At 33.9% G+C, this 6,539-nt stretch carries 6 protein-coding genes and 1 rRNA gene; 5 read left to right on the plus strand and 2 right to left on the minus strand.

Going from position 1 to position 6,539, the window contains the following annotated elements; genetic code table 11:
• Positions 1–101 precede the first annotated feature (101 nt).
• The 5 genes from trhA to CLV62_RS20225 all read left to right on the plus strand — a co-directional run bounded on the left by trhA (position 102) and on the right by CLV62_RS20225 (position 5,092).
• A complete protein-coding gene (trhA, locus tag CLV62_RS20205; RefSeq protein WP_110312582.1) occupies positions 102–758 on the plus strand; it encodes a PAQR family membrane homeostasis protein TrhA in 657 nt (218 codons plus the stop codon).
• Between the two features lie 120 nt (positions 759–878).
• Entirely contained in the window at positions 879–1,067 is a 189-nt protein-coding gene (locus CLV62_RS21595) for a hypothetical protein (RefSeq protein WP_146212811.1), read from the plus strand.
• Between the two features lie 419 nt (positions 1,068–1,486).
• The gene (locus CLV62_RS20215; RefSeq protein WP_185144280.1) at positions 1,487–3,091 is read left to right on the plus strand and encodes a sulfatase family protein; all 1,605 of its coding nucleotides are present in this window, start codon (positions 1,487–1,489) and stop codon (positions 3,089–3,091) included.
• A gap of 61 nt (positions 3,092–3,152) precedes the next feature.
• Positions 3,153–4,325, plus strand: a complete 1,173-nt coding sequence (locus CLV62_RS20220) for an anaerobic sulfatase-maturation protein (protein WP_110312583.1) — start codon at positions 3,153–3,155, stop codon at positions 4,323–4,325.
• A gap of 8 nt (positions 4,326–4,333) precedes the next feature.
• Positions 4,334–5,092, plus strand: coding sequence for a M15 family metallopeptidase (locus CLV62_RS20225; RefSeq protein ID WP_110312584.1), 759 nt, complete (start codon positions 4,334–4,336; stop codon positions 5,090–5,092).
• Between the two features lie 4 nt (positions 5,093–5,096).
• Here CLV62_RS20225 and CLV62_RS20230 read toward each other — a convergent pair whose 3' ends face one another.
• Complete coding sequence (locus tag CLV62_RS20230) at positions 5,097–6,023, minus strand: glycoside hydrolase family 18 protein (protein ID WP_245904151.1); 927 nt, start codon at positions 6,021–6,023, stop codon at positions 5,097–5,099.
• A 427-nt stretch (positions 6,024–6,450) separates the two neighbouring features.
• Positions 6,451–6,539: ribosomal RNA gene (rrf, locus tag CLV62_RS20235) — 5S ribosomal RNA — on the minus strand; the annotation flags it as partial.

Below are 6,539 nucleotides of genomic sequence, written 5' to 3' on the forward strand. Positions count from 1 at the left end.
ATTTAATGATATACTTTCGAACTTTAACAGACTATTGCTGTTGTGCTTACCAAAGAAATAAAAGGTCTGAGACCTTATTTTATCTTATTTAAAACGAGAAAATGACTGATAAACAATATTCGGAAAGAGAAGAACTTCTCAACGCTTCCACTCACGGATTAGGGATTCTTTTTGGAATTATCGCCGGGTTCTTTCTTCTAAAACAAGCAATACAAACCGAAAGCTCATGGGCTATTGCAAGTGTGTGTATTTATATTGTGTGCATGCTTATGTCTTATGTTACGTCAACAGTATACCACTCTTGTACTCACCCTACAAGAAAAGTTCTTTGCCGGAAGTTTGATCATGCTGCAATTTATTTTCATATTGCAGGTACTTATACCCCCTTTACTTTAATAGTGTTACGTGAAGTAGGTATCTGGGGATGGCTGGTATTTACCATTGTCTGGATAGTTGCCATAGCAGGCACCGCACTAAGTTTCGCTCATTACAAAACAGGAAGTAAACTAGAAACCATTTGTTATGTGCTTATGGGTTCTATTATTCTTATTGCATTCAAACCTCTTGTGGATACATTATTAGCAACAACAGGATCTTTAGACTCTGTTTATTGGCTCTTGGGAGGAGGTATATCTTATATAATCGGAGCTGTATTCTATTCATTCAAGAAAATCAGATATATGCATTCGGTATTTCATTTGTTCGTTTTAGGAGGAAGTGTATGCCATGTTATAGCCATTTGGGATATACTGAAATAACTTATATCGTAAAAGAATAATTTATTAGGCTCCTTGTAACTTCACAATATACAATAATGCAAAAAATAGCAATTATAAGTGATATTCATGGGAATTTACCTGCACTTGAAGCGGTTCTTAATGATATCAATACTGTTTATAAAGCCAATCAGATATTCAGAGAGTGGAGATAATCTTCAAAGGAAAGTAAATGCTACTCTTCGCGAAATAGATTACAATATTGATGAAATAATTACAGGAATAAGAGAAAGTGAAGTTCCCAATTTCTACGCTCATTTCTGGGAAAAACATTTACAATATTTACAATAAGATTCCAAACCTTTTTTATTGCTTAGACGGCGATATAATAGAACAATAAGTTTATCTATATATTGAAGTGATCTTCGAAGCTGATTATGAAAAAGTAACAAAAAGGCAACAAAAGTGACACTCTATTGTTACCTTTGTCACTTAACACCTTACAAGCAATTGATTATGAGAACAATACAAATCATCTATATATTCAGTGTTACTTTTGTAACTTTTGTAACCTTTTAGACGATAACAGCCTATTTATAAATAACTTATAAAATAAAAAATGTTACTTTTTTGTCACCTTATTATTTTAGTTTCACTTATCCGTTAACTGTTAATTAACATAAACAGTCATAACTTTTGCATTGTTGCTTGATCATTCAATTTATTCTTATTATTTTAGTATACCAATTAACCTAAATACCTGATATTCCATGACAAATTTTAAGAGGATCAGTTTAGTAATCTTACCGATATCAATACTCAACCCATATAGTTATGGACAAAAGGAACAGAATAAATCACGTCCCAATATTATACATATAATGACGGATGATCATTCGTTCCAGACAATAAGTGCCTATGGACATCCTCTTTCAAAATTAGCACCCACACCTAATCTTGATCGTTTAGCCAATGAAGGTATGCTATTTCAACAAGCCTTTGTCGAAAATTCATTATCAACACCCAGCAGAGCATGTTTAATGACAGGCTTATACAGCCACCAAAACGGGCAACGGCAACTGGGAGCGGGTATTGATTCAACTAAAACTTTCTTTTCCGAATTACTGGAACAAGCAGGCTATCAAACCGCAGTAGTAGGTAAATGGCATATGCAATGCGAACCAAAAGGTTTTGACTATTATTCAGTTTTGAATGATCAAGGAGATTATTATAATCCTAGCTTTAAAACAAAAGACTCTCACGGAAAATATATAAGAGAAGAAGGTTATGCCACCAATTTAATTACAACTCACTCAATCGATTTCTTGGAAAACAGAGATCAGAACAAACCATTCTGCTTATTAGTACATCATAAAGCACCTCACAGAAATTGGATGCCCGAAGCAAAGTACTATGATCTGTATGAAAATACAGAGTTTCCGAAACCGTCAACATTCTATGATGATTACGAGAGCAGATGTTCCGCTGCCCGCACACAAGATATGACCATCGACAAAACCATGACATTCATTTACGATCTTAAACTAAATGAATTGAAAGATACTCCTCCCTATAATCAAGGATGGAGCGATGGAGGCTTACAACAAGCTATGAACCAGATGACTCCTAAACAACGAGAAGCGTGGGATAAATCTTATCATGCTCGAAATATGGAGTTTATCAACAAAATGGATCGGCTCTCCGAAAATGAAATATTAGATTGGAAATTTCAGAGATACCTAAAAGATTATCTCAGATGTATCAAATCAATAGATGACGAGGTAGGTCGTCTTTTGGATTATCTTGAAAAAGAAAACTTACTGGACAATACTATAATTGTTTACACCTCCGATCAAGGATTCTATATGGGAGAACACGGGTGGTTTGATAAAAGATTTATGTACGAGGAATCATTCAGAACACCGCTTATCGTAGGTTACCCCAAAGCGATAAAGGCAGGAACAAAAACCGAAGCCCTAGTGCAAAATATAGATTTCGCTCCTACTTATCTATCATTGGCAGGAGTAGAAAAACCAAGTGAAATGAGCGGTGTCTCTCTTGAAAGGCTATTTAGTGGAAAGACTCCTAAAGACTGGAGAAAAGATTTATATTATCACTATTATGACTACCCCGCAGTTCATAACGTTCGCCGTCATGATGGGGTAAGGACTGATAGATATAAGCTTATTCACTTTTATGGAAAAGGCTTGATGGGAGAAGATCAGGATATCAACTGTAATGAATTGTTCGACCTCAAAGAAGATCCTACTGAATTGAATAATTTATACGGAAAAAGAGGATACGAAAATATAACAAAGCAATTACAAACAACTTTGGATAATTACAGAAAAAATCTTAAAGTTGACGAATTCTAAGGTCAGAGATTCTCTTCTGTATGTTTGCTCAACTAAAATCATAAATAAAAGTATCAGTTAAATGTCACCAACAACATATGCTCCTTTTGCAAAACCTCTATATGTAATGCTCAAATCAATAGGAGCTACTTGTAACCTAGGATGTACTTATTGCTACTATCTGGAAAAAAAAGAACTGTATCCGGAAAAGGGCAAGACATTAATGAGTGATGAACTTCTAGAGAGGTTCATCATTCAATATATTGAGGCGCAAACTATGCAGCCTATATTATTTACGTGGCATGGAGGTGAACCTTTGATGCGTGATATTTCATTCTATAAAAAAGCTCTCGAATTACAACGGAAATATGCCAGAGGTAAGCAGATAACAAACACCTTGCAAACAAATGGGACGCTGCTTAATGATAAATGGTGTGAATTCTTTAGAGAAAATAATTTTCTAATTGGTATATCTATAGATGGGACAAAACCCTTTCATGACAAATATAGAACAACTAAAGATTTACGTCCTACATTCGATCTTGTAATGAGAGGTATTAATCTTCTCAAGAAGCATAATGTAGAATATAATATAATGGGAGTAGTTAATGATTTTAATATTGATTATCCCCTTGAATTTTATCAGTTCTTTAAAGACATAGATTCGCACTACATTCAATTCGCTCCGATTGTGGAGAGAGACAGTGAAGGAAACGTTACAGAGTGGAGTGTTTCTCCTGAAAAATGGGGAGACTTTCTAATTACCATCTTTGATGAATGGGTTAAGAAAGATGTAGGAACCTATTTTGTTCAGTATTTTGATTCTGCTTTAGCCAATTGGGTAGGCGTGAATCCGGGAGTCTGCATCTTCGCTAAAAATTGCGGTCATGCAGGTGTTATGGAATTTAATGGCGATGTTTATTCTTGCGATCATTTTGTTTATCCCCAGTATAAGCTTGGAAATATAAAGACTAAGACTTTAACCGAGATGATGTATTCGAAGCAGCAGATAGATTTTGGATTGGCTAAATCAGAGTCCCTATCCTCAAAATGCAAGCAATGTAAGTACTTATTTGCTTGTCATGGAGAATGTCCTAAGAATAGGATATCAAAGACTCAATCGGGAGAAGAAATAAATTATCTATGTAAGGGATATTACAAATTCTTCAAACATATAGATCCTTATATGTCGTTTATGAAAAAAGAGTTGGAAGCGCAACGTCCTCCAAGTAATATAATGGATACATTTAAATAATTTCAGGAATGAAACTCTTATCTATTTTTTCCGTATTACTATTTTTCATAACAACAATATCAGCCCAAGAGTATCCTAAAGGAGTGCAAAAGTTGATAAATGCATATCCTAACTTTGATATAACGTATGATGGGACATATATTATATTAAAAGATGGCCTAAAGTTTATATATGATGATAGAATTAAGAAATTTGGAGAATTACTTCTAAATAAACCATCAATATCAGATATGTTTCAGTCCGAGTATCCAAAAAATGTAAATAATTATATCCCTCCTAGGAATAGCGATCCAGGAAGAATCAGAAATGAAGATCTTATGAAAGCTATATATGGATCTAATTCACTAGAGGTACAAAAGAATCTGGTTACAATAACATGGTGTCCCAAATTAGTTGGTTCTAAGATCAAAATAACCAAAATAAATAATGTACATCTACAATTACAAAAAATATCAGAGGAACTAGATAAACATCCCGAATTACAAAAATATCTGCAAGGAGCTACCTCTTTCAATTGGCGAATTATAAAAGGTACAAACAGATTAAGTACTCACAGCTTTGGAACTTCAATAGATTTAAACGTAAAGTTTTCTAACTACTGGCAATGGGATTGCAAATGCACCAATGAGGACGTTGATTTAAAGTATAAAAATCAACTACCTAAACTTATCGTTAAGATATTCGAAAAGCATGGATTTATTTGGGGTGGAAAATGGTACCACTATGATACTATGCACTTCGAATATAGACCTGAGTTATTGATATAATAACTTACTGATTGGTCATTGCTTTATAAACGGCTTTCCTCAAAGTTCCGTCAGCATCATCACAATTATATTCCCAATACATCACGCCTAGCATTCCTCTATCCAATAGGTACTTACATTTTATTTCTAAAGATTTCGGATTATCGAATGAACAGACAAAGTCGCCAGCTTCATCGACTAAATAGGGAACTTGTGCTTTAGAGTCCCATTTTTCAGTATACTCATACTTTAAGTTCACTAAATCTTTGTAATCAACAAAATCATTAAACTTTTTTATACCATGTCCATAAAAAGGGACCCCTAATGTGAGTTTATTTATTGGAACTCCTGCTTCTATATGAGCATCTACTGATTCATGGGCTGATAGCTTACGAACATACTCAGACTGATATAAAGGAGAGTTATGGTATGGAGGACGCCCCATATCGTAAGTCATAATATTAACGAAATCGATATACTTATCAATTGCTCTAAAATCTATATACTTCGCATTGGAAGCGCTCGCTAAAGTCAATAATTTATCACTCCCAATATTAGATCGAATATCTCTCATTAACAATGTGAAATTCTCTGTATCTTCCGGAGAAGATGAAATTCCTGACATACTACTTGTAGGGTATTCCCAATCTAAATCTATACCATCGAGATTAAATTGATCTACGACTCTTTTGCAGTCTTGTGCAAACAATTCTCTCAATTTGGTATCTGTTGCCATTTCACTAAATCTACCACTCGTCCATCCCCCTATAGATAATAGAACCTTTAAAGATGAATTGGATTTCTTCAAATCTGAAATTTCTCTTAATCGATTTTCATTTTGAATTATGATACCATCAAAAGATTCAGATACAGAACCAAAAGCATAATTGATATGAGTCACAATACTAGGATCAGGTAAAGGTGCATTTTCTGAAGAGGTTACATAGGCCAATATTATAGGAGTTTTGCCTAGAGGGTTGCTATATTGTCCAAAAATAAAATTATTACTAAAAAGAAAACAAAGTAGAATGGCAATATATAAGGTCTTAATATTTTTCATTACAAATTATATTAGTTTGGTTATGCTATTATAACGAAAGTAATAAAAAATAAACTAATATACATGCAAGATAGGCTTTTTCTTAATTGATATTATCTTATATATTATTTCTATATTAATGATATATAAGATAATCTAGTAATTTATTGTAGTAGTAAAGAAGGAACGCTAGTGAAGGGAGAATGGTTGCATGGTTGATATATGCAGTCTGCTATTACACTATGCCCTTTCTATCTTCTTTTAATGTTATAGGTGTATTATTCTTTGTACTACCCAACAAAAGCAGCCTCAGAGTAAATTACTCTGAGGCTGCTTAAAAAGAGGGCGGCTATCTACTCTCCCACCTAAAGGCAGTACCATCGACGTGGTTGGGCTTAACTTCTCTGTTCGGAATGGGAAGAGGTGGAT

The sequence above is a fragment of the Indolivaga alginatilytica genome (genome assembly GCF_003201355.1).
Lineage (GTDB): Bacteria > Bacteroidota > Bacteroidia > Bacteroidales > Dysgonomonadaceae > Dysgonomonas_A > Dysgonomonas_A alginatilytica.

Coding starts and splice junctions, on each gene's coding strand:
- CLV62_RS20225 (WP_110312584.1), top strand. CDS start 4,334: ATGAAACTCTTATCTATTTTTTCCGTATTACTATTTTTCATAACAACA.
- CLV62_RS21595 (WP_146212811.1), top strand. CDS start 879: ATGATATCAATACTGTTTATAAAGCCAATCAGATATTCAGAGAGTGGA.
- CLV62_RS20220 (WP_110312583.1), top strand. CDS start 3,153: ATGTCACCAACAACATATGCTCCTTTTGCAAAACCTCTATATGTAATG.
- trhA (WP_110312582.1), top strand. CDS start 102: ATGACTGATAAACAATATTCGGAAAGAGAAGAACTTCTCAACGCTTCC.
- CLV62_RS20215 (WP_185144280.1), top strand. CDS start 1,487: ATGACAAATTTTAAGAGGATCAGTTTAGTAATCTTACCGATATCAATA.